The 22,056-nt window shown below is 62.4% G+C and carries 19 protein-coding genes; 16 read left to right on the plus strand and 3 right to left on the minus strand.

Annotated elements, in window-relative coordinates; all coding sequences use genetic code 11:
• Positions 1 to 26: 26 nt before the first annotated feature.
• The 14 genes from B0G76_RS24810 to B0G76_RS24875 all read left to right on the plus strand — a co-directional run bounded on the left by B0G76_RS24810 (position 27) and on the right by B0G76_RS24875 (position 11,780).
• The gene (locus B0G76_RS24810; RefSeq protein ID WP_120294862.1) at positions 27 to 302 is read left to right on the plus strand and encodes a hypothetical protein; all 276 of its coding nucleotides are present in this window, start codon (positions 27 to 29) and stop codon (positions 300 to 302) included.
• A 43-nt stretch (positions 303 to 345) separates the two neighbouring features.
• The gene (locus B0G76_RS24815; RefSeq protein WP_120294863.1) at positions 346 to 705 is read left to right on the plus strand and encodes a superinfection immunity protein; all 360 of its coding nucleotides are present in this window, start codon (positions 346 to 348) and stop codon (positions 703 to 705) included.
• A gap of 55 nt (positions 706 to 760) precedes the next feature.
• Positions 761 to 1,018 (plus strand): DUF2934 domain-containing protein, encoded by a 258-nt coding sequence (locus tag B0G76_RS24820; protein ID WP_259460713.1) that lies wholly within the window; start codon positions 761 to 763, stop codon positions 1,016 to 1,018.
• A gap of 200 nt (positions 1,019 to 1,218) precedes the next feature.
• Positions 1,219 to 2,247: a tryptophan--tRNA ligase gene (gene trpS / locus B0G76_RS24825; protein ID WP_120294865.1), complete on the plus strand. Its 1,029-nt coding sequence runs from the start codon at positions 1,219 to 1,221 to the stop codon at positions 2,245 to 2,247.
• A gap of 65 nt (positions 2,248 to 2,312) precedes the next feature.
• Positions 2,313 to 2,651 carry a hypothetical protein gene (locus B0G76_RS24830; RefSeq protein ID WP_120294866.1) on the plus strand — a complete coding sequence of 113 codons (339 nt, stop codon included), beginning with the start codon at positions 2,313 to 2,315 and terminating at the stop codon, positions 2,649 to 2,651.
• A gap of 170 nt (positions 2,652 to 2,821) precedes the next feature.
• Positions 2,822 to 3,676 carry a MurR/RpiR family transcriptional regulator gene (locus B0G76_RS24835; RefSeq protein WP_120294867.1) on the plus strand — a complete coding sequence of 285 codons (855 nt, stop codon included), beginning with the start codon at positions 2,822 to 2,824 and terminating at the stop codon, positions 3,674 to 3,676.
• Positions 3,677 to 3,808: 132 nt separating this feature from the next.
• Positions 3,809 to 4,873 (plus strand): C45 family peptidase, encoded by a 1,065-nt coding sequence (locus tag B0G76_RS24840; protein ID WP_259460714.1) that lies wholly within the window; start codon positions 3,809 to 3,811, stop codon positions 4,871 to 4,873.
• Positions 4,874 to 4,907: 34 nt separating this feature from the next.
• Positions 4,908 to 6,236 (plus strand): aspartate aminotransferase family protein, encoded by a 1,329-nt coding sequence (locus tag B0G76_RS24845; protein ID WP_120294868.1) that lies wholly within the window; start codon positions 4,908 to 4,910, stop codon positions 6,234 to 6,236.
• A 28-nt stretch (positions 6,237 to 6,264) separates the two neighbouring features.
• A complete protein-coding gene (locus B0G76_RS24850; protein ID WP_120294869.1) occupies positions 6,265 to 6,819 on the plus strand; it encodes a carboxymuconolactone decarboxylase family protein in 555 nt (184 codons plus the stop codon).
• A 315-nt stretch (positions 6,820 to 7,134) separates the two neighbouring features.
• Entirely contained in the window at positions 7,135 to 7,560 is a 426-nt protein-coding gene (locus tag B0G76_RS24855) for an OsmC family protein (RefSeq protein WP_120296775.1), read from the plus strand.
• 175 nt (positions 7,561 to 7,735) lie between these two features.
• Complete coding sequence (locus tag B0G76_RS24860; protein ID WP_120296777.1) at positions 7,736 to 8,578, plus strand: oxaloacetate decarboxylase; 843 nt, start codon at positions 7,736 to 7,738, stop codon at positions 8,576 to 8,578.
• Positions 8,579 to 8,792: 214 nt separating this feature from the next.
• Positions 8,793 to 9,431 (plus strand): TetR/AcrR family transcriptional regulator, encoded by a 639-nt coding sequence (locus tag B0G76_RS24865; RefSeq protein ID WP_120294870.1) that lies wholly within the window; start codon positions 8,793 to 8,795, stop codon positions 9,429 to 9,431.
• Positions 9,432 to 9,461: 30 nt separating this feature from the next.
• Positions 9,462 to 11,027, plus strand: coding sequence for an MFS transporter (locus tag B0G76_RS24870; protein WP_120294871.1), 1,566 nt, complete (start codon positions 9,462 to 9,464; stop codon positions 11,025 to 11,027).
• Positions 11,028 to 11,507: 480 nt separating this feature from the next.
• A complete protein-coding gene (locus tag B0G76_RS24875; protein ID WP_120294872.1) occupies positions 11,508 to 11,780 on the plus strand; it encodes a YodC family protein in 273 nt (90 codons plus the stop codon).
• Positions 11,781 to 11,832: 52 nt separating this feature from the next.
• On the opposite strand, the gene B0G76_RS24880 is transcribed toward B0G76_RS24875, so the two are convergent.
• Positions 11,833 to 12,144 carry a superinfection immunity protein gene (locus tag B0G76_RS24880; RefSeq protein WP_120296778.1) on the minus strand — a complete coding sequence of 104 codons (312 nt, stop codon included), beginning with the start codon at positions 12,142 to 12,144 and terminating at the stop codon, positions 11,833 to 11,835.
• Between the two features lie 162 nt (positions 12,145 to 12,306).
• Here B0G76_RS24880 and B0G76_RS24885 point away from each other — a divergent pair, with 162 nt between their 5' ends.
• Together B0G76_RS24885 and B0G76_RS24890 are read left to right on the plus strand one after the other, a co-directional pair.
• Positions 12,307 to 13,770, plus strand: coding sequence for a M20 family metallopeptidase (locus B0G76_RS24885; RefSeq protein WP_120294873.1), 1,464 nt, complete (start codon positions 12,307 to 12,309; stop codon positions 13,768 to 13,770).
• 466 nt (positions 13,771 to 14,236) lie between these two features.
• A complete protein-coding gene (locus tag B0G76_RS24890; RefSeq protein ID WP_120294874.1) occupies positions 14,237 to 15,124 on the plus strand; it encodes a crotonase/enoyl-CoA hydratase family protein in 888 nt (295 codons plus the stop codon).
• Positions 15,125 to 15,152: 28 nt separating this feature from the next.
• On the opposite strand, the gene pdeR is transcribed toward B0G76_RS24890, so the two are convergent.
• Together pdeR and B0G76_RS24900 are read right to left on the minus strand one after the other, a co-directional pair.
• Positions 15,153 to 17,156, minus strand: coding sequence for a cyclic di-GMP phosphodiesterase (pdeR, locus tag B0G76_RS24895; RefSeq protein WP_120294875.1), 2,004 nt, complete (start codon positions 17,154 to 17,156; stop codon positions 15,153 to 15,155).
• Between the two features lie 242 nt (positions 17,157 to 17,398).
• A complete protein-coding gene (locus B0G76_RS24900; protein WP_120294876.1) occupies positions 17,399 to 22,054 on the minus strand; it encodes a DEAD/DEAH box helicase in 4,656 nt (1,551 codons plus the stop codon).
• Between the last annotated feature and the right edge of the window lie 2 nt (positions 22,055 to 22,056).

A 22,056-nucleotide genomic window follows, 5' to 3' on the forward strand; every position in this document is an offset into this window, starting at 1 on the left:
CCTAAAAATCGCATTGGGGATTCATCATGAAAAGCAAACTTCTTGCAGCTCTGCTCATCGCAGCTACTACCGCTATCGCCGCGCCTGCGTTTGCCAGCGGCTATGGTCCGGCACCTTCCTACCGCCCTTCGGTGGGCGCTCCCGCATCGCAGCGAGGCGAGAGTGCGCAAACCGTTGCGGCCGAGCGCAACAATGCGGTCGGCTCCGTTAATGATTCGTATGGCGGCGTAGTTGCTTCGTCTTCGGAGTCTGGCGTCCGTCAACCTGCCGAGTCTGTTGGCCGTGTGTACGCAGGTCACTAATCAGAAGGTTGTCTGCTGACAGAAGCCGTAGCGAGGTGTCGACATGTTGAAAATTATCGAAGGTGCAGTATTCCTGGGTGCGTTGGTGCTCTATCTGGTGCCCGCAATGATTGCAGATGCTAGAGAACGCGAAGACGCCTTTGCGGTGACCATCGTGAACATCCTACTCGGATGGACGGTTATCGGTTGGTTCGCAGCGCTGGTATGGGCGCGGCATCCGGTCAGCGACCGCCGTCTGAAGCACTTCGCGAGGCGGGCACAACGTGCCGTCGCACGCGTCACCATCGACGCAATCGTGGCTCGAGCTGAAAGTCGCGCCGGCTCGATTCCTGTGGTCAACCCCCGTTTGGTGCCATTGGTCGCGCGAATCGCAGCAGGCAGTCGTCATCAACAAAGAGGTTAGCCATTGTCGCGGATCACGCGTAAATGGGTGGTTCGGCATTCGGGAGCCGGGCACCGTGTGGTGCTTCCCTTTCGAGCTGCCGATTCGATTGGCTATAGCGATACCGCTCTCGCCAATTGAAGGTTTTTTTTTGGGGAGATTGAAAATGGATGTGCCTGTTACCGAGGAGCAAATTCGTACGCTCACGTTTTATCTTTGGGAGAAGGAAGGAAGTCCGGACGGACGTTCCCAGGAGTATTGGGAAAAGGCATGGCAGCAGCTAGCCGCGAATGGCTCGCTCGCAGAATTGGATTCAGATACTGGCCCGGTGTGAATGACACGTCGGCACGACGGGCGCTATACTCAGGCCTATGAATACGAATCTGACCTCGTCGAAACTGTATCGTTGGTGGCGCGCCTGACCTGAGCGGCCCGATTCTCTTCGACCATCGAAAACGTGATGCCGCCAGTCCTGGCGGCATTTTTATTGTGCGCGCTAATGGCTGGTGGTGTCGCAAACACGGATATGTGACCATGTCGCGCGCAAACCAATCTGAAAAACGGCCCGTCGTCCTGACCGGCGACCGCACCACGGGCCCGCTTCACCTGGGCCACTACATCGGCTCGTTGCGCTCGCGTGTGCAACTCCAGCACGAAGCACAGCAATACCTCCTGCTTGCCGACACGCAGGCCATGACCGACAACGTCGGCCGACACAAGAAAGTGACTGAAAACGTCATCGAGGTGGCGCTCGACTATCTCGCGCTCGGCATCGACCCGGCGAAGTCGACCATCTTTATCCAGTCGCAGGTGCCGGAGCTGGCAGAGCTGTCGCAGTATCTGCTCAATCTCGTGACAGTCGCGCGCCTTGAGCGCAACCCGACCATCAAGGCGGAAATCGTGCTTCGCGGTTTTGAGCGGGACATCCCCGCCGGTTTCCTGACCTATCCGGTCAGTCAGGCCGCCGACATCTCTGCGTTCAAGGCGACGCGCGTGCCCGTCGGCGACGATCAGTTGCCGATGATTGAGCAAACCAACGAACTGGTGCGACGTTTCAACAACACGGTCGACAAACAGGTGCTGGTGGAATGCGAAGCGGTCCTCTCGCACGTGGCGCGGCTGCCAGGCATCGATGGCAAAGCCAAGATGAGCAAGTCACTGGGCAATGCCATTACGCTGGGGGCGAGCCCGGACGAAATCACCAAGGCCGTGAACGCGATGTACACGGACCCGAACCATCTGCGGGTTAGCGATCCAGGCCAGGTCGAGGGCAATGTCGTGTTCATGTTCCTCGATGCGTTCGAGCCGGACGTGCCGATGGTTGACGAACTCAAGGCACACTACCGTCGCGGCGGTCTCGGCGACAGCGAGGTCAAGCGCGCGCTCAACGAACGACTGCAGTCGATGCTCGCGCCCATTCGGGAGCGCCGCCGCGAGTTCGAAGCAGACCGTGCGGAGGTGCTGAACGTTCTGCGTCGCGGGACCCTGCGTGCGCGGGAAGTGGCCGGTGCGACGGTATCGGAGGTGAAGCATGCGCTCGGCTTGAATTACTTCGAGAGCTGAGTGCCTGCCGCTACCGGCAGTCGGATAGACTATCCGGGTAGCATTCCAACGCGACGGAGAAAGACATGACAAACGTATCCGGGGCGAATACTAACCAGCAGGAACCTCCGTCGGAGGCGCTGCGGGTTTTGGCCGAGTATCTTGAGTTGTCGCTCGACGAAGGCGGGAGCCTTGTTGTGATGCGGCACACCGCTGATACAGCCACCCTATATGTGGGCGACGCAGCGGGGCCGCGAGAGGAGTTGAAGCAGCGCGGAACGGTGGCAGCATCGCAGGCCATCGGCATTCTCGACGCGACTCGCACCGGACCAAACCTGATTGACATCGAGGGCAGAACGTACCGGTTCTTTCGCAGCTTTGCGGACATCGAGGGAACTGCGGCGGTTGTATTCTCTTCGACTTAAGGGACCAGGCGCGGGCCAATCGTTAATGGTTGGTCGTTAAGCGTTATAGGGACATCATTGCGCGTCAGTCTGTTTGCGCCATGAGTACACGCGCCAGAATTTGTTGGATGCAAGGCATCGGGTGGTAACATTTGTTGTCATTCTTTTCGACCGCTCGCCCGGACCATCGCATGCCAGACAGTTTTGACCAGCTCGCCGCCCTGATCCGGGCACGCTTTTCCGAACTGAGTCCACAGTTCCAGATGGGAGCAGGGTTCCTGCTCGATCATCCCGACGAAGTCGCCGTCTCGTCGATGCGCAAAGTAGCCGAGCGGGCGCAGGTGCAACCCGCCTCGCTGGTGCGCCTCTCGCAGCAATTGGGTTTTCCCGGCTGGAACGAGTTGCGTAACCTGTTCGTCGCACGTGTGCGCACGCGGCCCGAACCGCTGACCAGCCGCGCCCGTTCGCTCGTCAAATCCAAAGATGCGCTCGCCAACGATCTGCTGGTCGCGCAACAACACAATCTTGACGTCACTGCCGCGCATAACGGCCGCGTGATCGTGGAAGCAGCGCGTCTGTTGCGGCGCGCGCCGCATGTGCATGTTGCGGGCTTTCGCTCCTGTTACGCGGTGGCGTTTGGCCTTGTCTACGGTTACCGGCTGTTCCGCCCCTCGGTGTCGCTGCTCAACGGCGAAGCCGGCACGCTCGAAATGCAACTGCGCACGGTCGAACGCGACAGCGCCACCATCGTGATCAGTTTCGCGCCGTATTCAGTCGAAGCGGCGCGCGTGGCCGAAGCCGCGCTGGAGAAAGGCAGCAAGTTGATCGCGATCACGGACAGCGCGGTCTCGCCGATCGCGTTGAACGCCGACAAGGTGCTGATCTTTTCGCACGAAAGCCCTTCGTTCTTTCCTTCGCTGGTAGCGGCCACGGCAATTGCCGAATCGCTGGTCGCGCATCTGCTCGCGCTGGAAGGGGCGGGCGCTGTCGAACAACTCGGCATTGCGGAGCAATCGCTGCATGACAAGGGCGCGTACGTGCCTTGATGTTCGTCGTCTGAATCAGCCGGCTATCGGCTACGGAGCGAGGTCGCTCCGTTTGCTTCATGTCCACATCGTTTGACAACAAATGTTGTTTGGAAGTATAAATACGTACCGATTGTTGAATAGGTGCGAGCCGTGGCGTCGAAGCAGGATTTGAGTCTTTTTCAGGTAGGCGGTGAGCCGTACGGCATCGGCTACCGGCTGGGGGAACTCGCCCGACCGGTGTTCGCCGAATACATGGAGCAAAGCAGCGCCTGGCAAGCGGTTCGGCGCTGGCGCGGCGAGCCGTTCGTGCAGCAACTGCGCGAGGCGGCCCAGGCCCATTTTCCGACGCTGCTGGCCGAACTCGACGGCATGGCGGCAGGGCTGGGTTGGTCGGCGGAAGACATCTTTTTGTGGAATTGCCGCGGCGAGTTGATTCACAACGCGCCGGACGGTTGCACGACGTTGGCCGCTGTCGACGGCAATGCGCGTTTCATTGCACACAATGAAGACGGCGATCCTTTCCTGCGCGAGCGTTGCGCGCTGGTCGAGGTTCAACCGGCCGGCAAGCCCGGCTTCGTGAGCTTCTATTACCCTGGATCGTTGCCGGGTCACACCTTTGCGGCCAATCGCGCCGGTCTCGTGCAAGCCATCAACAACCTGCGCATTCGCGTGCCCGCAGCCGGCGTGCCGCGGATGATTCTCGCGCGCGCAGTGCTCGATGCGGCCTCGCTCGACGAGGCGCTGCACATCCTGCGCGGCACGCCGGCAGCAAGCGGTTTTCATCACACGCTCGGTGGTGCGGGCGACGCGCGTCTTTTAAGCGTCGAGGCAAGCGCACGGCGATGTTCCGTGCAAACGGTGTCCACGATCGCCGGCCACGCGAACCATCTGATTCATTCCGGTTGCGAAGCCGAGGCGCAAATCGTCACCGATTCTTCGCGTGACCGGCAGGCTCGCGTCGAACATTTGCTGAGCGTCAGCGAACTCGCCGGTCCAGTGAACCCCGCCGCATTGCTCGACGTGTTGCAGGATCGCGCGCCCGCAGGCCTGCCGATCTACCGCGACGACCCGCTCGATCCCGACGACGAGAACACGCTCGCTACGGCGCTCTTCGAGATCGGCAGCGACGGCGTCTCGATGAAAGTTTATCGACAGGGGCAATGCGCATTCGACACCGTCATCGCATGCATGCCGCCCGCGCAGCCTCGCGCCTGAGCGGCCGGCGCCAATAAAAAGGAAAGGGAAAACCATGTCCACCGTATTCCATCGCTCGCCGAAGCAGTCACTGCCGGTGGCAGTCGCCGGCGACGGCATCGAAATCATCGACTCCACCGGCAAGCGCTATATCGATGCCTCGGGCGGTGCAGCCGTTTCGTGCCTCGGGCACAGCAATCAGCGCGTGATCGACGCGATCAAGCGTCAGGCGCAGCAATTGCCGTACGCGCACACGTCATTCTTCACGACCCAGGTCGCCGAAGAACTCGCCGACCGTCTGGTGGCGAGCGCGCCGCAAGGGCTCGAACACGTGTACTTCGTGTCGGGCGGCTCGGAGGCGATCGAGGCGGCGCTGAAACTGGCGCGGCAGTATTTTGTCGAGAAGGGCGAGTTGCAACGCCGTCACTTCATCGCTCGGCGTCAGAGCTATCACGGCAACACGCTGGGGGCGCTCGCGATCGGCGGCAATGCCTGGCGGCGCGAGCCGTTTCTGCCGATCCTGATCGAAGCGCATCACGTGAGCCCGTGTTATGCATACCGCGAGCAGCGCGCCGATGAAACCGAAGAACAGTTCGCGCAGCGTCTCGCGGACGAACTCGAACAGAAGATTCTCGAACTTGGCGCCGACACGGTGGCCGCGTTCGTCGCCGAAACGGTGGTGGGTGCAACGGCGGGCGCCGTGCCGCCGGTGCGCGAGTATTTCCGCAAGATCCGCGCGGTGTGCGATCGCTACGGCGTGTTGCTGATCCTCGACGAGATCATGTCGGGCATGGGCCGCACGGGCTATCTGTACGCATGCGAGGAAGACGGCATTGCGCCGGACATCCTGACCATTGCCAAGGGGCTCGGCGCCGGCTATCAACCGATCGGCGCCACACTGGTGAGCGAGCGGATTTACCAGGCGATCGTCGGTGGCTCGGGTTTCTTTCAGCACGGACATACCTATATCGGCCACGCTACCGCCTGCGCCGCGGCGCTCGAAGTACAACGCGTGATTGCCGACGACCATCTGCTGCCGAATGTGCAGGCGCGTGGCGAACAGTTGCGTGGCCGGCTGCGTGAGCACTATGCGCAGCATCCGCATGTCGGCGACGTCCGCGGACGAGGCCTCTTTGTCGGCGTCGAACTGGTGCAGGACCGCGCCACCAAGGCGCCGTTCGACGCGAAGCTGAAACTGCAAGCGGCGATCCGGCGCGAAGCCTTCGCGCGTGGCTTGATGGTGTACCCGATGGGCGGTACCGTCGACGGCAAGGTCGGCGATCATGTGCTGTTGGCGCCACCGTTTATCTGCTCCGCGCGCGACATCGACGAGATCGTCAATCGTCTGACCGATGCGATCGAAGGCGCGCTGTCCGCTATCTGACACCCTTTCCATTCCCGCGAGATTGACGATGACCGAGCGTTTGCCTCACTTCGAACTGTCCGATGCCACGCCCGAACAGAAGGCCGTGCTCGACGAGATCCTGTCAGGCCCGCGCGGCAATCTGAATGGGCCGTTCCTCGGCTGGATTCATAGTCCGGAGCTGGCGCAGCAGGCGCAGCGGCTCGGCGCGTTCTGCCGCTATCGCACCGGCTTGCCGCTGCGCTTGTCGGAACTGGCGATTCTGGTGACTGCGGCGCGCTGGCAGGCGCAGGCCGAGTGGTATATCCACTATCCGATTGCTCTCGAAGCCGGTGTGGCCGAAGCGGATGCTGAAGCGATCCGCCAGGGGTATCGCCCAACTTTCGCGGACGCCGATGACGCCTTGATTTACGACTTCGCGAGCGAACTGTATGACACGAAGCGGGTTTCGGATCCTACCTACGCGAAGGCAGTCGGGCGCTTCGGCCATCAGGTAGTGATCAACCTTGTGGGCCTGCTCGGCTACTACGCGCTGGTAGCGATGACGCTGAACGTGTTCGACATGCGCGCGGTGGGGCAGGCGAGCTTGCCGTTCGCCGAGTAGCGGCTGCATAGCCGGGTTTTGCTTCGCACCGGCGCCTTTCACAACGATCCTGCTGTCAACTCTTCCGCTGAAAAATGCCGCTGCCGCGATCTTCGCCGCAGCGGCGCCGTGCTTTCCCAATGCCGCATCACCGCGTCGTCACGACACTGGCACACGTAAGCGCCTATGATGAAGTTCGGTCCACGCCCGCGCCTCTCGCGCCGCGCGGAACTCGCGACCGATGCCGACACCACGAAAATCCGGGCTGGACCGTCGCGGGCGGCATCACGTAGGGTTGAGGGGCGGCGCGAAGCAGGGCACAAACAGGAGAGAGCGATGAAGCGCAAGGCATCAGCAGTCTGGCAAGGCGGCCTGCAAGACGGCAAGGGCTCGATTTCCACCGACAGCGGCGTCCTCAAAGACACCCAATACTCGTTTGCCACACGCTTCGCGGACGGCATCGGCACGAATCCGGAAGAGCTGATTGCGGCCGCGCACGCGGGTTGTTTCTCGATGGCGCTGTCGGCTGAACTGGGCAAGGCCGGCATCACCCCTGAACGTATCGGCACGACGGCGACCGTCGTGCTCGACAAGGACGGCGGCGGCTTTACGATTACCGCCGTGCATCTCGATGTGGCCGTGAAAATTCCTGGCGGCGACAAAGCCGCATTTGAAAAGGCTACCGCGGACGCCAAGGCGGGTTGCCCGGTTTCGAAGGTGCTGAACGCCACCATCACGATGGACGCGAAGCTCGAAACCTGAGCGCGCGGCTCCTCCACTCAGCATAGGGAAAGGGCCGGCGGGCCAGCCAGGCCGCCGGCCGCCACTTTCCGTTCATTTCCCTCATTAGCCGCCTATTTGCAACCTAATCAACATGACGACGATCCGGCAGCGCGTAGGGGCGAAACGCCGGCCGCCGTCTTCAATGGGACCGTCGATGACAACGCAAACCGAAAAAGCACGGCAATTCCAGTCATATCACGCAGCGGGCGAGGCCTTCATCATCCCGAATCCGTGGGACATCGGCACGGCGCGGCTGCTCGCGCTGGCCGGTTTCAAGGCGCTCGCCACCAGCAGCGCAGGCTATGCGTTTTCGCGCGGCCTGCCGGATAACGCGATCGGCCGCGCGCAGATGATGGTGCATCTCGCCGAAATTGCGGGAGCGACCGATTTGCCGGTCAGCGCCGATCTGGAAAACGGTTTCGGCGATGCGCCGGAAGACTGCGCCGAAACGATCATGCAGGCCGCGGCTGCGGGCGTGGTCGGCGGGTCGATCGAGGACGCGACCGGTCGCGCGGACGAACCGATCTATCCGTTCGAAGCCGCCGTGGAGCGCGTGCGCGCGGCAGTCGTGGCGGCCCGTACGCTGCCGTTCCCATTCACGCTGACCGCGCGCGCCGAGAATTATCTGGCAGGTCGGCCCGATCTCGACGATACGATCCGGCGTTTGCAGGCGTATCAGGAGGCCGGGGCGGATGTGCTTTACGCACCCGGCCTGAAAACGCGCGAAGAGATCGCCGCCGTGGTCGGCGCGCTCGACCGGCCGGTCAACGTGCTGATGGGGTTACAGGGCGTCCTGCTCAGCTTCGACGACCTGCGTTCGCTGGGCGTGCGACGAGTCAGCGTGGGCGGTTCGCTGGCGCGCGCGGCATTGGGCGCGTTTCTCCGCGCCACGCACGAGATGCGCGATCACGGCAGCTTCAACTACACGAAAGAAGCCGCCAGCGGCAACGAGCTCAACCAGCTCTTCACGTCCGCCGCGCAGAAGTGGGGCAAGTAGGCGGGTGGCTTGATCCAGGGCGTGTGCGAGGCGCTTCAACCAAGCGAATTTTCGTAGTCGCTGCTCTTGCTGCGGAGGACCGTGGTCCGGCACCGTGAAGGCGGTGCCGGCTGCTGGCGCGGGGAAGGGGCGTCTGAATTAGCCAGCTTCCCGCACAGCGTCACCCGCCAATTCCACCTTGCATTGTTGAACGCTTAGTCATAATATCCGTCACATGAAGCAATCTGGCAACTGGAAGCAATCCGTGAAAAAAGGGGGCGAAGCCTGCCCTCGGGGGCGTCCGCGCGAGTTCGATACGGACACGGTTTTAACGAGCGCAAGCCAGGTTTTCTGGAATCACGGCTACCACGCCACCTCGATCGACGACCTCTGCAAGGCCACCGGTCTGTTGCGCGGCAGTCTGTACGGCGTATTCGGCGACAAGCACGGCATCATGCTCGCCGCGCTCGATCACTACGCGGAAGGGTCGGTCGCGCGGCTGGCCGAGCGGCTGAACGCGCCGGTGCCGACGGAAGAGGCGCTGCGCAACGCCTTGCTGCATTACGCCCGGGTCGCTTGCGCGCTGACCGGCGAGCGCAGTTGCTTCATCACCAATACCACGCTGGAAATGCAACCCGGGGACGAGGCATTGCGCACCCGTGTCGCGGCCATTCAACGCCGCATGGCGACGTTGCTGGCGGCCTCGGTGATTCGCGGCCAGGCGAGCGGCGCATTCAATTCCACGCTCGACGAAAAAGCCGTCGGCGATTTCCTGCTGTGCGTGATGCAAGGGCTGCGCGTATTGGGGCGCGTCGCTCACAAGGAAGATGCGCTGATCGGCATCGTGGACGTCGCCATGCGCGCGCTCGTCTAATTCTTTTACCTATTTCTTGAACGATCAGTCATGAATAGAGAGGCCATCAAGCCCGCTTCGGCGGCATTCGTTGACGCGGCAGGCGGACCTGCCGCCGTCTGCCCGGGCGTGGGGGCGGTTGCCGCCCGTGTGGCAGCTGCAGGTGCAGGGAAGGCGGCAACGGAGAAGGCCGCGAACGGCTTCGGGCAGCGCCAGGGGCTCGCGCTCGCCGTGCTGTTTGTCGGCGCCTTTCTCGCGCCGCTCGACTATTTCATCGTCAACCTCGCGCTGCCGTCGATTCACACCGGCCTGAACGCCACGGACGCGCAGTTGCAACTCGTGGTGTCCGCCTATGCATCCGCTTATGCCGTGCTGCTGATCACGGGCGGGCGCCTTGGCGACCTGTTCGGCCGGCGTCGCATGTTCATGACGGGGATGGCCGCATTCGTGGTCGCCTCCGCGCTGTGCGGTTTCGCCACCAGCGGCCATATGCTGGTGATCTCGCGGATCGTGCAGGGTATCGCCGCCGCGATCATGGCGCCGCAAGTGCTCGCGACCATCCGCGCGGTGGTGCCGCTGCATCGGCAGACCAAGGTGATGAGCCTTTACGGTTTCGTATTCGGACTTTCGTCGATCGTCGGGCAGTTGGGCTGCGGCGCGTTGATCACCTATCACCCGTTCGGGCTCGACTGGCGCATCATTTTTCTCATCAACATTCCGATCGGCATCGTGGCGTTCATCGGCACCTGGAAGTTCGTACCGGAAAATCAGCCGGCCACGCACACCGGCATCGACCTGAAGGGCGTCGCGCTGCTCTCGGTGGTGCTGCTGCTGGTCATTTATCCGATGACGCATGGCCGTGAAGCCGGCTGGCCTGCGTGGACCTTCGTGATGTTCGCGCTTGCGGTGCCCGCGTTCGCGCTATTCGTGGCGACCGAGCGGCGTGTCGAACGCGCCGGTGGCCATCCTCTCGTGGATCTGCAATTGTTCCGCAACCCGGCCTTCGCACTGGGTCTCGTGCTCGCGTTCCTGTTCTACTGCAACAGCGCGTTTTTTCTGACCTACGGAATCTTCCTGCAAACCGGTCTGCACTGGACGCCGCTCGCCTCGGGCATGGCCATCATGCCGTTCGCGATCGGCTTCGTGGTCGGTCCGCTGACGTCACCCGCGGTCGTCAAGCGTATCGGCGGCCATGTGCTGGCGCTCGGATTCTCGATGATGACCGTCGGTTTCACGGTCACCGGCTGGTCCGCGACGCATGCCGCCACTCCGGATCTGCTGTTCTATTGCGGGCTGGTGTGCGCGGGTGTCGGCCACGGCCTGCTGCTGCCTTCGATCATGCGCATCGTGCTGCTGGAAGTCGTGCCGGAAAAGGCGGGGCTCGCCTCGGGTGTGGTGTCGTCGACTTTGCAGATCGGCTCGGCGTTCGGCACGGCGGCGATCAGCGGCGCGTTTTTCGGTGTGATCGGTGGGCGCGAAACGCCAGGCGCTTATGCGCACGCGTTCCAGTTCAGCCTCGCGATCAACGCGTGCCTGATGTTCGTGTGTATCGGTTTGAGCGTGCTGCTGGTGCGTCATCAACAGATTGCACTGCGCCGGATTGCACAGCCGGTTTGAAAATACCAGGGCGGTAATCGTTTTCAATGATGGTCACCGCACACTTTTATGCACTTAAACCAAACCCGTTTCGCGGTGGGCGCATTTACCGGTTAGTTTTTTGTTCACTGGTAATTCCGATTTTAAGGTCATTGGAATAAACCCGGATCGGTTTGCCGGCCGCGCGTTAAATATGACAAATGCAACCTGCATTTTCTACTTGCACGCCGGGTTTTCTCGCCGTAATTTATACAGTCGGGTAGCGTTGCCAGGATGGCCGCCTGGCGTCGCATTCAGGGTTTTTACCAGCTTTGCGGTGGCGGTCGGCGTGGTGAACCCATTCCGGCGTGGATGAAAACGGTATCAATAAAAAGCACTTGCCGTTGTTAATTTCGATTGTTAATCTTGGCAAACTTTTTAGAGTTTTCATTCGGTAGGTCGATGTTGCAAAGCACCAGCGATAACTTTAATTCCGCTCAACGGGCTCCGTGGGGATCGAATATGCTGACCGCTATCATTGACGCATTTGAAACACCGCCAGTTGCCCGCTTCAACGTTGGCGACGTCGTCGCGTTGAAGCAAGGCGGCCCGCGCATGACCGTGACGTACGCGGGGCCGGTGGCGCTCAATCCTGGCGACTGGCTGATTTGCGAGTGGTTCGACGAACAGGGCGAACTGCGCCGCGAGATGTTCGCGCACGAGAGCGTGCGGGCTGAACCGCGGTCGATTCCCGCTGGCTCCGTGGTGTGGGGCAGAATGGGCCGCGCGGCCTGATTGCTTCTTCCCGCTGTCTTGCCGCTGTATTTCGGCCCGTCGTTTCTTCCTGTTATTTCTCCCTGCGCTCACGCGCCGTCGTGCGTCTTTGCACGCGCATCAGAAGCGCCGACGAAAAGTCGCGCATCCGCACGATCTTTCGCGTCTCGTTGATTTCACCCGCCACGTTTTTAGGCGGGTTCGGCTGCAACGACCAGTAGAGCGCGAGCAGCCAGCCAAACCCGGTCCAACCCAGGCACGCATTGAAGAGCGCGAGCGTCAGCACATCATGACGCTTGCGCCGGTCGGCGAGAATGCTCGGCAGAAAATACAGCGCCAGCGCGAGCACCGCGGCGACGGCCTGAACCACGACGTTGCCACCCATAATCTGGCTCCCCAGGACGCGATGTATCCCGCGATTGTCGCGCGATTGTTGGCTTTGCGCAGCGTTGCCGTAAGCCTCCGTGCGCGGCGAGGGGTTCAGCGCATCGCGCATCAGGACTATCATGGGCGTTTCGACTGAACAGAACCGCCACGGACCGCCACCATGATCTCCGACGACACGACCCAGCAGGCTCAGCGCATCAACCAGGACACGCTACGCGAATTCGTAGACCGCAAATGGAACGACGAGATCGTGCCTGCGCTCACGGACTACATTGCGGTGCCGGCCAAGAGTCCGGCGTTCGATCCCGAGTGGGTTAAACACGGCTATCTCGAGCGTGTCGTGACCGACGCGGCGAAATGGGCCGAGCAGCAACCCGTGCGCGGCCTGAAACTTGAAGTGATCCGCTTGCCGGGCCGCACGCCGGTGATTTTCTTCGAAACGGCCGCGACCCGGTCGGGCAGCGAAGAAACCATCGTGCTGTACGGCCATCTCGACAAGCAGCCTGAATTCGACGGCTGGCGCAACGATCTCGGCCCCTGGACGCCGAAGCTCGAAAACGACAAGCTCTACGGCCGCGGCGGCGCCGACGACGGCTACGCGATCTACGCAAGCCTCACGGCACTGGCCGCGCTGGACGCGCAAGGCATCGAGCGTCCGCGCTGTGTCGGTCTGATCGAAACCTGCGAGGAATCGGGCAGCTACGATCTGCTGCCGTATGTCGATGCATTGCGTGAGCGGCTCGGCAAGGTCGGGCTCGTGGTGTGTCTCGACTCGGGCGCGGGCAACTACGATCAACTGTGGCTCACTACGTCGTTGCGCGGGCTGGTTGCCGGCGACCTCGAAGTCCAGGTGCTCGACGAAGGGATTCACTCGGGCGGTTACGGCGGCATCGCGCCGTCGAGCTTCCGCATCATGCGGCAACTGTTCGACCGTCTCGAAGACTCGGCCAACGGCACGTTGTTGCCGAAGGGTTTTCACGTTTCAATCCCGGCGGACCGGCTGCGCGAAGCGGAGGCAACCGCTCAGATTCTCGGCGACGATGTCTGGAAGAAGCTGCCATGGGCCTGCGGGCAGGACGGCCGCCAGGTGCTGCCCACCACGACAAACCCGCAAGAAGCCTTGCTCAACTCGACGTGGCGTCCTTCGTTGTCGGTGACCGGCGCGGCCGGCTTGCCTGCGCTCGCCGACGCCGGCAACGTGCTGCGTCCGCGCACGGCGTTCAAGCTATCGCTGCGCCTGCCGCCGATGATCGAAGCGGAAAAAGCCGTCGCCGAACTGAAGGCGCTGCTCGAATTCGATCCGCCGTACAACGCCAAGGTCACCTTCAAGCCGGACGCCGGCGCGGCGAGTGGCTGGAGCGCGCCCGATCTCGCCCCGTGGCTCGCCACCGCGCTTAACGATGCGTCGCGCGAGCACTACGGCGCGGACGTTGCGTATATGGGGCAGGGCGGCACGATTCCGTTGATGAACGTATTGAAGTCGGGCTTCCCGAAGTCGCAGTTCATGGTGTGCGGCGTGCTCGGGCCGAAGTCGAACGCACACGGGCCGAACGAGTTCCTGCACGTGCCGTACGGCAAGAAGCTGACGGCAGCCGTTGCTCAGGTGATCGCGGCAGCGCCTTGATGAGCGTTTCGTCGTGATGTCGTGATGCTTTCTGCTGTTGTTAGCGTTGCAGGCGATTCAGCGGGCGCTTTAGGGCGCCCGCGTTTAATTATGCGAATTGAATAGTCCGTCTGTTAGCCCACAAATCAGAAAGCAAACCTCCGCAAGCGATATTTTCGATTGCATTACCTAATCGAAGACTATTTCTTTCTCTTCCAAATCCGGCAAGAAATTCAAACATTGTTCGAACGCTAACTGCTAGCGGCCGGATGCTCATTTGAGGGCTAATTTCGCCCATCTTCGGTGCGCAAGCGTTTGCGTCCACAGTATCTTTTATCCGACGGTCGACCTCCCCGCAGCGCTCTGTCTGACGGGGCTTCACGTGTGTGTTGCATTCATCTGTTGGTTAGCCCGCTCCCATCACATTCCGGTCTGCTTTAGGCTCGCATTGCAATGCCAGTGTTTAACCTTAAAAGGACCGTTCAAAATGAATCTGCATAACCACCACGCCTGCCGTCCGTTCCTTGAGGCCGGCAATCTGTCGCAAGTCTCCGCTTACTACGAAGAAGGACGCAACATCATGTGGATGATGCTGCGCGCGCAGCCGCGTCCCTGTTTTAATCTCGATCTGGTCCACGACATTCTGGGTCTCGCGCAGGCAGCACGAGAATCCGGCTTGCCGATCGACTTCTGGGTGACAGGGTCGTTGATTCCGACCATGTTCAACGTCGGGGGCGACCTCGATTTCTTTGCCGACTCGATCCGCTCGGGCAAGCGTCAGGCGTTGATGTCGTACGCGCGATCCTGCGTCGATTGCGTGCACGCGGCGGCGCGCGGCTTCGATACGGGGGCGATTTCAATCGCGATGGTGGAGGGCACAGCGCTTGGCGGAGGTTTCGAGGCGGCCTTGGCGCACCATTTCCTGCTGGCGCAGAACGATGCGCGTATGGGCTTTCCGGAGATCGCCTTCAACCTGTTCCCGGGCATGGGCGGCTATTCGCTGGTCGCGCGCAAGGCGGGCATGCGTCTGGCCGAGGAGTTGATCGGCGTGGGCGAATCGCATACGGCTGAGTGGCACTTCGGCAAGGGGCTGGTCGACCAGCTATTCGAGCCGGGCGACGCCTATATGGCGACACGTACCTTCATCGACACGCTCAGGCCGAAGATGAACGGCATCCGCGCGATGCTGCGGGCGCGCCAGCGCGTGTTGCAACTCTCTCGCGCCGAGTTGATGGAAATTACCGAGGACTGGGTGAACGCAGCTTTCATGATCGAGGAGAAGGATCTCGCGTTCATGGAGCGGCTGGTGATGCTGCAGAATCGCCGCACTTCAAATCTGCGCCAGACAGCCTCCAGTGCAGCTAATTTCGCCTGAATCGATCCGGCGCGCAGCGCAGGGAAGCTCAGGCAATCAGTCTGAGCTTCTGTCTATCCTGCAACCAGCGTTCGAATTCTGCGGCCGGCATGGCCTGACCGTACAGGAAGCCCTGCACGTAGTCGACGCCCAGCCCCTTCATGAACATTTCTTCGGATTCCGTTTCAATGCCTTCTGCGACCACTTTGAAATTCAGTTCCTGCGCGACCACCACCATCGAGCGCACCAGTGCTTGCGCTTTGGTATCGGCATTGATCGAGCGGACAAAACTGCGATCGAGCTTGATGACGTCGAGCGGAATGCGGCCCAACTGCGACAGCGACGAATAGCCGGTGCCGAAGTCGTCCAGGTGAACCTGTGCGCCGAGCTGGCGGAACTGCTTGATCAGATCGATTGCAGCCGCTTCGTCTTCGATCAGGCAGCTCTCGGTGAGCTCCAGGTCGATCAGACAGGGATCGAGATTCGCGCGCTGCAGCGCCTCGTTGAAATGCCGCACCACGGCGGTATCGACCAGTTGCCGCGCCGACACGTTGATCGCGATGCGCAGGTTGTAGCCGTCCGCCTTCCATTTCGCAGCTTGCCTCGCAGCCGTTTCCATGACCCAGCGGCCCAGCACGCCGATGAGCCCGGATTCTTCCGCATAGCGGATGAACTCCGCCGGCATGATTTGCCCGCGCTCCGGCGAATTCCAGCGTACCAGCGCCTCCGCGCCCTGCACCGCGCCGGTGGCGAGCACGAGCTTGGGTTGATAGTGCAGCGTCAACTGGCCTTCGTCGAGACCGCGCCGCAAGTTGGTGTCGAGCCACATGTACTCGGCGACCTTGCGGTTCATGTCGGGTGAGAACACGCGATGGGTGCGCTTGCCTTCATCTTTGGCAACATACATTGCCGTGTCCGCGGAACGGATCAGCGATTCGAGGTTGTCGCCGTGTTCCGGGTACAGCGCAATGCCGATCGAGCAGCCGGTGTAGACCTCGACGAGCCCCAGGCTGAACGGCGTGCGCATGCGTTCGAGAATGCGTTGCGCGGTCGCTTCGAGATCGTGGGCGGTGCCTTTGGCGGCGAGCACGATGAACTCATCGCCGCCGAGGCGCGCCAGCGTATCGCCTTCGTTCAGGCAGGTGCTGATGGCCGCCGACACGTCGCGGATCAGCCGGTCGCCGAAGACGTGGCCGTAGTGGTCGTTGACTTTCTTGAAGTTATCCAGATCGAGGAACAGCACGCCGACCGATTCGCCGGGGTTTGCTTCTTCGATCGCGGTGCGGATCTTGTCCTGGATCGCGTTGCGATTGGCGAGGCCGGTGAGCGAATCGGTGTTCGCCAGTTCGGTGAGCCGTTCCTGCGCGAGCCGTTCTTCGGTGATGTCCGTGCCCGAGCAGATCAGAAACTGTTCTTCGACGCCGCTGCCGCTGTGAACGAACTTGTTGCGGAACAGGAAGAGCCGTTCGCCGTGAATCGTTTTCACGCGCCGCTCGACTTCGTACGCGACGCCGCGATTGAAGAAGCCCGTGATGTTCTGGCTCGACGCCGCGCCGGATTCGCTGGACATGAACAGCGCCCACACATTGCGGCCGACGATGTCTTCTTCCTTGACGCCGGTGAGTTCTTCGGCGAGACGATTGAAGCGCTGTATACGCCCGTGTCTGTCGACGATGACCACGACCGAATTGACTTCGGAGACGACCTGTTCGGCGAAAGAGAGGCCGTGAACCAGATCGCGCGCGACGGACTCCGTATCGTCGTAGGCCGAGGCGGTGCCTGCCCACGTATTGCTCGCGAGCTTTTTACCGACGAGGTGCAGGCGCAGCGGTTCGCCAAACAGGCGCACGTCGAGGATGAGGTGCGAGGTGATACCGGTGAGGCAGCGGATTTGCGAAGCCTGTTGGGGATTCAGCGGAATGGCGACATTAGCCGGCACGTCGCCGGTGACGGGCGTGAGTTCCAGCGCGTTGCTGTCGTTCGACAGACGCCAGCATGGGCTGCTTGTGCCGAACTGGGCAAAAAGCACCTGATCGTGTTGGTCGTCGTTCATGAGATCCCCGGGCGGTGTGTGCCGATGGTCCCACCGTGAAGGCGGGTTGGCGGCAGACAGTCTCATCATACTTAAAGACAGGCCTCATTGTAGCGAAGCGGCTGGCATTCGGGCCTATAAACGGACCTATAAACATTAACGGTTAGGATTATCTTTGGCTTTAGGCTTTTATTTGGGGCGTGCGCTGGCGCGAAGCGGTGAAATTGCATAAAAAAACGCACCAAAATTGCGTCATAAGCAGTTCAGAACCGCCAGGCCAACGCGCTCCGGGCGCGCTCCCGCTCTGTGGGAATCGCTTCCACCGAAGGGGCAAACCAGAAAGCCCCGGCCACAAGTGTTGCGACAACAACACCATCCCGATACAGAACCCGATTTCCCGCGACAGCCGGCACCCGTTCGCCAACCAGCAACGTGCCCGCGAGATTCAAAGGATCGGTTCCGGCGACGCACACAAAAGCACCGTCGTTCGCATGCCGTCGAACCTCCCGCAATAAGGGAATTGCTTCCGGCAAAGCAAATTGTTCGCCAGCGAGGCCATTCACAAACCGCCCGCCACGCACAACGCCGCGCGCTTCGAGCCGCTGAAACACGCGCAACAGATCCCGCCACGGCGGCAACCATTCGGCCTCGCGTTCGAGCAGACGCCAGAACACCACGCCATAACGGCGCAACAAAGTCATCGCGACATGTTCGAGTATGTCGGGGGCGAACTGCTGACGGCGCGTCGGCGCGGTTTCCGCTGCAGCGGCAACGGGTTGGCGGTTGACGAGCGCCCAGCGTCCGGCGTCGTCCATTCCTCCGATCAATGCGCTCGACCTGACACGCCGGCTGCTCGCATGGGCACTATAAGCACTGCGTTTGGCGACGGGTTTCAGCAACGCCCTTAAGCCGGCAAAACTGTCGGAATTCACGAGGCCCGCTGCAACCAGTTCGCCCAGCGCGTTCTCCAGTTCCATACGCAAACCGCTGACTTCGGCCAGTAACTCGTCGAAAAACATCGCGCCATGTTGCGATAACGTGTCATGCACGCTTTGCGCGCGAGCCGATAGCTCCGGCTCTTTCGACGGGTCGATCAGCGCGCTCCATACGCGCACCTGGGGGCGCGGCAACAGCACGATCGGCGTGCTGCGCACCGGCCCTGCGGCACCGCGGGCCCGTTCGGTCAGACGGGTCCAGACGATCTTGCCGGCACGGCATAGTTCGTCCAGCGAAGTGTTCGCGTACGCTTTCACGCGCGCCGGCAGAATATCTTCTTCCCATGCGCCCGCCGCGGCCTGAAAACCCTCTAACTGGTCCAGCACCGCGGCCAGGGCGTCGCGCCCTTCGCTGCGGGTGTCCGGCGTCAAATGCTGCCACTCGAAGAGAAAGCGCATGAAGTCGTGCCGTTCCACCGGCTCGATCTCGCGTCGTAAGCGTTTCACTGTGTAGCGGTGTATCCGCGCAAGCAAATGACGCTCGCACCATTCTTCTTCCGTGGCGCCCGGCGAGAAGCGGCCGCGCATCACGTAGCCTTCCGCTTCGAGACGCGTCAAGGTTTGTTCGACGGATGCCGCGGGCAAGCTCAGCACTTGTGCGATCGCGCGCACCGGCAGCGGACCGAAGCCGGTCAGCCGGGCGCGCAGTACATCGAGCAATGCGTCGTCGGCGCTCCAGGCGTCGGTGAAGCCCTTTGGTGCGGTGAGTGGCGGTTCAAACGGGGCGTCGGGGTAGAGCGCCTGGAAACTGGTCAGGCGCTCGGCGGATAGCCACAGTGCCTCATCTGAAGTGATCCGCAGGCGGGTCGCGCGGCCGGATTCGGCCAGCAATGCAAGCCATGCCGGCCAGCCCTCATTGTCGCGCACTTCGGCCTCGGTGATGCAGACGAGGCCCGTCAGCGCTTCGTGCATCTCGTCAGCGGTGCGCGCTTGCGGCCATGCTTCGTCGCGCACGCTCTCGATCGCGTCGGCGTCGAGCGCGCCGAGGTCGTCGGCGCTGGATGGATCGGACCAGCGGCGGTTCAGCACGGCTTGCGTGCGGCGCTCTTCGATCGGTGCGTCGTCGAGAAAGGCGTAGGGCTTTGCGGTGAGGATTTCGGCGGCAAGCGGCGAGGGTGCCGGTAAATCGCGGGCGATCAGTTGCACGTTGCCCTGTTCGATACGACGCAGCAAAGCAAGCCAGCTTTCGCAGTCCATCGCCTCATGCAGGCAATCGTCGACGGTTTGGTCCACTAACGGATGATGCGGCAGTTCGCGCTCGCCGACGATGTTCTCCAGGCACGCGGCCTGCTCGGGAAACACGCTCGCGAGCAGATCTTCGCTACGCATGCGCTGCAATTGCGGCGGGGTCTTGCGCCCGCCGGTATAACGCGGCAGGCCGAGCGCGGTGGTCGCGGTCCAGCGCCAGCGCACGCCGAAGAGCGGCGCGTCGAGGAGCGCCTGGATCAGCAGATGCTCGGCGCTGTTCGAATGCAGATAGCGCCACACCTCGTCGAGTACGAACGAATGGCTGCCGGTCAGCGACAGCACGATTGCGTCTTCGGTGGCGGCGGCTTGCAGTTCGAAGTTGAAGGTCCGGCAAAAACGCTTGCGTAACGCGAGGCCCCACGCGCGGTTCACGCGGCTGCCGAAGGGCGCGTGGATCACGAGTTGCGTGCCGCCGGATTCGTCGAAGAAGCGCTCCATCACGAGCGTGTTTTGCGAGGGCAGCACGCTGAGCGCAGCGCGTGCACGAGCAAGATAGTCGACGATCTGGCGGGCGGCGGCTTCGTCGAGATGAAGGGTGTCGACAAGCCAGTCGATTGCGCGTTGGAGGCGCGCGGTCAGCACCTGATTTTCAGACGGCGTCGCCTCGGCGATCGTCAGGGCTGACCCGCCGTCAGCGGCTCTCGACTCTGTGACCATGCCCGACGCGGCGCGTGTGGACTTGCGCCGTGGCGAATGCGGCTCGCCGGGCGACACTACGGAGTCTCCATTGACCTCTTTCCCATCGAGCAAGCGCCCAATCTGCTCACGCAAGCGCGCGACGCCGAACGACAGTTCATCGCTGCGCCCTGGCGCTTCACCAAGCCAGAACGGAATATTCGGCGGCTGCCCTTGCGCGTCCTCGACTCGCACGCGGCCGCTCTCGATCCGCAGAATCCGGTACGACGCATTGCCGAGTTGAAACACATCGCCGGCAAGACTTTCAACGGCGAAATCCTCGTTGACGGTGCCGATCGTGATCGCCTGCGGTTCGAGCACCACCGCATAGTCGGCGTTCTCGGGGATCGTGCCGCCCGATGTCACGGCAACCAGTTTGCCGCCGCGCCGGCCACGCAAGGTGCCGCTCGCCACATCGCGATGAATATAGGCGCCGCGTGGGCCGTTACGGCTCGTATAGCCTTCAGCCAGCATGCGCAGCACGGCGTCGTATTGCTCTCGTTCGAGGCCGGCGTAGGGGGCCGCGCGCCGCATCATGTCGAACAACGCGTCTTCGCTCCATTCGGCACTCGAGACTTCGGCCACGATCTGTTGTGCGAGCACGTCGAGCGGCGCGCGCGGAATCCGCAACGCGTCAAGTTCGCCACGCCGCACGCAGTCGAGCAGCGCGGCGCATTCGATCAGATCGTCGCGCGAGGCGGGAAAAAGCCGGCCCTTCGGCATACCGCCGACATGGTGGCCCGAGCGCCCCACACGTTGCAGGAACGGCGCGATCGCGCGCGGCGAACCCATCTGGCAGACCAGATCGACGTCGCCGATATCGATGCCCAGTTCCAGCGACGCGGTGGCGATCAGCACACGCAACTCGCCGCGTTTCAGGCGCTGTTCGGCGTCGAAACGATGTTCTTTGGCGAGACTGCCGTGATGCGCGGCGACCACGTCCTTGCCCAAACGCTCGGTCAGGTGGCGCGCGGCGCGTTCCGCCATGCGGCGCGTGTTGACGAAAATCAGCGTGGTGCGATGCGTCGCCACCAGTTCGGCGAGGCGGTCGTAGACGCGCTCCCACACCTCGTTGGGCATCACCGCTTCGAGCGGCACCGGCGGAATCTCCAACGCGAGATCGCGCTCGCGGATGTGCCCCACGTCGATGATCGCGCAGTCCGCGGGAATGCCGCTTTCGATGCTCGCGCCACCCACCAGAAACCGTGCCACAGCGCTGACCGGCTTTTGCGTCGCAGACAGGCCGATGCGCGGCAAGCGCCGCTGACATAGCGCGTCGAGCCGTTCGAGGCTGAGCGCCAGGTGACTGCCGCGCTTGCTGCCAGCGAGCGCATGAATTTCGTCGACGATCGCCGTGCGCACCGTCGACAGCATGCGGCGGCCGGAATCCGAACCGAGCAGGACGTATAGCGATTCGGGCGTGGTCACGAGAATATGCGGCGCGCGCTTTTTCAGCGCGTTGCGCTCCTGCTGCGTGGTGTCGCCGGTGCGCACGGCGGTGCGGATGTCGAGCGGCGGCAGGCCGCGCGCGTCGAGTTCCGCGGCGATGCCCTGCAACGGCACTTGCAGGTTGATGCGGATGTCGTTGGAGAGCGCTTTCAGCGGAGAGACGTAGACCACCAGGGTTTCGTCGGGCAGCACGCCGCCGTTGGCCAGGCCTTGCTTGACGAGATCGTCGAGCGCGGACAGGAAGGCGGTGAGCGTTTTGCCCGAACCGGTGGGAGCGGCCACCAGGGTCGAGCGCCCGCTGCGAATCTGCGGCCAGGCGGCAGCCTGGGCGTCGGTGGGGGCGGGGAAAGTCTTCAGGAACCAGCCGGCGACCGCGGGATGGAAGTCGTCCAGCGCGGCGGCCGGTGGAGAGACCGAAGCGCGGGTCGACGCGATACGTGAAGCCGCCCGCGATGCCGGATCGAAGCCCGAAGAATCAGAGCGCGCGGCTAAGTCGGTGGCGGATGTCGAGGCCGAGGTCATGCTGGCATAAATGGGGGCGCGACGTGCCATAT

Origin of the sequence: Paraburkholderia sp. BL23I1N1, from assembly GCF_003610295.1 — a bacterium.
Taxonomy (GTDB): Bacteria; Pseudomonadota; Gammaproteobacteria; order Burkholderiales; family Burkholderiaceae; genus Paraburkholderia.

Bases quoted from the DNA above. Each gene is read 5' to 3' on its own strand.
- B0G76_RS24810 (WP_120294862.1), top strand. From the start codon at position 27: ATGAAAAGCAAACTTCTTGCAGCTCTGCTCATCGCAGCTACTACCGCT.
- B0G76_RS24815 (WP_120294863.1), top strand. From the start codon at position 346: ATGTTGAAAATTATCGAAGGTGCAGTATTCCTGGGTGCGTTGGTGCTC.
- trpS (WP_120294865.1), top strand. From the start codon at position 1,219: ATGTCGCGCGCAAACCAATCTGAAAAACGGCCCGTCGTCCTGACCGGC.
- B0G76_RS24830 (WP_120294866.1), top strand. From the start codon at position 2,313: ATGACAAACGTATCCGGGGCGAATACTAACCAGCAGGAACCTCCGTCG.
- B0G76_RS24835 (WP_120294867.1), top strand. From the start codon at position 2,822: ATGCCAGACAGTTTTGACCAGCTCGCCGCCCTGATCCGGGCACGCTTT.
- B0G76_RS24845 (WP_120294868.1), top strand. From the start codon at position 4,908: ATGTCCACCGTATTCCATCGCTCGCCGAAGCAGTCACTGCCGGTGGCA.
- B0G76_RS24850 (WP_120294869.1), top strand. From the start codon at position 6,265: ATGACCGAGCGTTTGCCTCACTTCGAACTGTCCGATGCCACGCCCGAA.
- B0G76_RS24855 (WP_120296775.1), top strand. From the start codon at position 7,135: ATGAAGCGCAAGGCATCAGCAGTCTGGCAAGGCGGCCTGCAAGACGGC.
- B0G76_RS24860 (WP_120296777.1), top strand. From the start codon at position 7,736: ATGACAACGCAAACCGAAAAAGCACGGCAATTCCAGTCATATCACGCA.
- B0G76_RS24865 (WP_120294870.1), top strand. From the start codon at position 8,793: ATGAAGCAATCTGGCAACTGGAAGCAATCCGTGAAAAAAGGGGGCGAA.
- B0G76_RS24870 (WP_120294871.1), top strand. From the start codon at position 9,462: ATGAATAGAGAGGCCATCAAGCCCGCTTCGGCGGCATTCGTTGACGCG.
- B0G76_RS24875 (WP_120294872.1), top strand. From the start codon at position 11,508: ATGCTGACCGCTATCATTGACGCATTTGAAACACCGCCAGTTGCCCGC.
- B0G76_RS24880 (WP_120296778.1), bottom strand. From the start codon at position 12,144: ATGGGTGGCAACGTCGTGGTTCAGGCCGTCGCCGCGGTGCTCGCGCTG.
- B0G76_RS24885 (WP_120294873.1), top strand. From the start codon at position 12,307: ATGATCTCCGACGACACGACCCAGCAGGCTCAGCGCATCAACCAGGAC.
- B0G76_RS24890 (WP_120294874.1), top strand. From the start codon at position 14,237: ATGAATCTGCATAACCACCACGCCTGCCGTCCGTTCCTTGAGGCCGGC.
- pdeR (WP_120294875.1), bottom strand. From the start codon at position 17,156: ATGAACGACGACCAACACGATCAGGTGCTTTTTGCCCAGTTCGGCACA.
- B0G76_RS24900 (WP_120294876.1), bottom strand. From the start codon at position 22,054: ATGGCACGTCGCGCCCCCATTTATGCCAGCATGACCTCGGCCTCGACA.